The organism is Pseudanabaena cinerea FACHB-1277, assembly GCF_014696345.1.
In the GTDB taxonomy this organism is placed as follows: Bacteria; Cyanobacteriota; Cyanobacteriia; order Pseudanabaenales; family Pseudanabaenaceae; genus Pseudanabaena; species Pseudanabaena cinerea.
Window position 1 is genome coordinate 1 of sequence record NZ_JACJPY010000169.1, and the last position, 2,786, is coordinate 2,786.

Below are 2,786 nucleotides of genomic sequence, written 5' to 3' on the forward strand. Positions count from 1 at the left end.
CTAGATAGGTCATACTTACTATGACTTGACCTATCTTTTTTATCTTAAATCCTCAAATCCCCATCTACTCATACTTCCCATATCTTTTGTCGCCCCGTCAGGTGTAGACCCTGTTTCTGTCTGGCAAGAAATCCGAAACTTGATAAAAGGTTCATAAAAGGTTCTGCATCTTCTACTGAAAATGACAATGTATTACTTTCTATAGATGAATATGCACAAAGTAAAAACGATAGCAGTCTATCAAGTTGGGCTAATCATAGAGATGTGTATAATATTGCTAAAATTTATCAAGGTTGGCTAACAAGTCAAAACTACTGGGATGAAATTGATATTACTCACAAAGCCCTAAAACAAATAGGTAGTATTGCAGATGAGAAGTACAGTGCTATATATTGTGATGAAATTCAAGATTTAACAAAGAATCAAATCAGTCTTTTACTAAGGCTTTTAGGACATGACTATGTAAATATTCCAGAGTTCTTTTTTACAGGCGATCCAGCCCAAATAATAAATCCTAGTGGATTTAGTTGGAATAAAGTTAAAACCTTGATTTACTCTTTTTATAGGGATTTACCAAGATATCGTCCTGTTAAACACGATGAACTGAAGCTAAATTTCCGTTCTGCGGAAAGCATTGTTAATTTGGGAAGCAAAATCCTTGAATTTAATGATGGTTATACTGAGTTACTATCGCAAGAGGCTCATAGGAAAGGCGGTGATATGCCCTTGGTTATTAACATAGCCGAGCCAAATATTTTACGAGATAACGATGATTTTGGTTCACGCAATGCGATCATTGTTGCTAGTGAACAAGAAAAGAGTAAACTCAAGAAGCAATTGAGTAAAGATGGTATTGAATCAGAAAGAATTTTTCTTTTTACAGAAGTGAAGGGATTAGAGTTTAACGAGGTATTAGTTTGGAAATTCTTTGAGCATTTTGAAAGCTGGAAATCAGATTCTAAAGAATTTGAAAAATTTAAATACAATTTACTCTATGTTTGTACTACGAGAGCAAGAGAAAAAATATATTTTTATGATGGGGAAAAGATTAATTCGTTTTGGGAACATCCAGAAATTAAGGAGCATATTTCAATATCTGAATCACCTGAAGTATTAGACTCCTTTTTTGATACAGACGAGACAGATGAAGAAAAAATACAAACTGCTGAGAAATATGAGCAGCTTGGCAATTACAAACAGGCAAGAGAAATATACGCAAAGCTAAAACAACCACGATTAGATCTCGTTGCAAAAGTAGATGCACTGATTTATGAAGAAGCAAGAGATTTTGCAAATGCTGGGCGTATTTGGTTTAGTTTAGAACAATGGGAGAACGCAGGTAATGATTATGAAAAGGCAAAACTTTGGGAAGATGCAGAAAGATGTTGGGATAAAGCTGACAACTACCAACGTCAAGCTTTTTGTCTTGAGCAACTAGAAAAGTTTGAAGATGCTGCTCTTTTATACGAAATTCGTGAAGATTGGGATGAAGCTGAGAGACGTTGGCGTAAGTTATCAAACTGGGAAAAAGTTGCGGTAGTCTGTGAGAAGCAAAAGAAGTGCGTAGAAGCTGCGCTTGAATGGAAAAAAGTACCTAATTTTGAGAGAGCGGCGGATAACTATTGTCTCGCCAATGAACACAAAGATGCAGTACGTTGTTTATTGGAAGTTGACAATTGGCAACGTATTGAAGGGATTTATAGACAGGCAAGTACATTGTCCAAATTTGCAGATCTCTGTGAAAGTCGCGAAAATTGGACAACCCTTGAAAAGGTTTTAACAGAAATTTATACTCAAAAGGGTTGGAAGTGGGTAAGCGCAAATGATGGTAAGCGGTTAGCATCTGTCCAAGAAAAGAACGGCAACTTAGATAATGCGATCAATACTTGGCTCGATTATGCAAAAAATCCTGAAAATGCTGTAGAGCTACTACTGAAACAGCGTAAATGGCAAAGAGCTTTACAACTTACTGAAGAAATCAATAATTCTAAGCTAAGACAAAGGTATCAGGATATCGCAAACTCAGGTTTACAGGAGGAAAATCAAAAGCTGGGAAAGTTGGTTAAATCTTATCAGCAAGACGAATATGAACAAATAGAAAATTATGAAGATTATATAGACGATGAAATAGAAGAATATAAAAGAAATTATTTAATGAATAAACAAGACTCAGATGAAACTGAGTTTAGTAAAATAACGTCTAATTATCAAGACCCAGATGATGACTTAGATGATGATTTGGAATGGGAAGACAATAACTATTATTATGAACCTCCAAGTGCATTTGAGCATATAGACTATGGATACATTATGGATATGAGTTCTGATTATGAATCTGGACTATGGCGCTAAACAATAAAATCTACCAATCAAAGAAAATGCTATCAATCAACCTAGATCGAGAAACAGAAGCCTACCTAGCAGAAATTATTGCTCAAGAAAACAGCACATCCGAAGAACTGCTCAAAAAGCTAATCTATCAACATTGGCAGACCCTAAAACCTCGCCAAACTCTAGCCCAAAGAAGAGGTGGACATCCTAAAAACCTATTGCAAGATGCCGCCCCTGATGCCTCACTACGAGAAACCCGCAAACAAATCAAATAGATAGAACTCATAATTTAAAGAGAACAAGATAATGGAAGAGATTAACGACAAAGTAAAAGAATATATCCGACTGTATACCAGACCTGTTGGGAAATAAAAGTAAAGTACAGAAAGGGTTTTACTTTTTCCATCCATTTTTAAGCAGAATCTAAATAGAAGTTCCATAAACCAGCAGCATTC

Annotated in this window: 2 protein-coding genes; both read left to right on the plus strand. The window is 35.5% G+C overall.

Annotated elements, in window-relative coordinates; genetic code table 11:
- The first annotated feature begins 201 nt into the window (after window positions 1-201).
- Window positions 202-2,352, plus strand: a complete 2,151-nt coding sequence (locus H6F44_RS22565; protein WP_322096288.1) for a UvrD-helicase domain-containing protein — start codon at window positions 202-204, stop codon at window positions 2,350-2,352.
- Between the two features lie 26 nt (window positions 2,353-2,378).
- Window positions 2,379-2,606: a hypothetical protein gene (locus tag H6F44_RS22570; protein WP_190353328.1), complete on the plus strand. Its 228-nt coding sequence runs from the start codon at window positions 2,379-2,381 to the stop codon at window positions 2,604-2,606.
- The last annotated feature ends 180 nt before the right edge of the window (window positions 2,607-2,786 follow it).

Coding starts and splice junctions, on each gene's coding strand:
- H6F44_RS22570 (WP_190353328.1), top strand. CDS start 2,379: ATGCTATCAATCAACCTAGATCGAGAAACAGAAGCCTACCTAGCAGAA.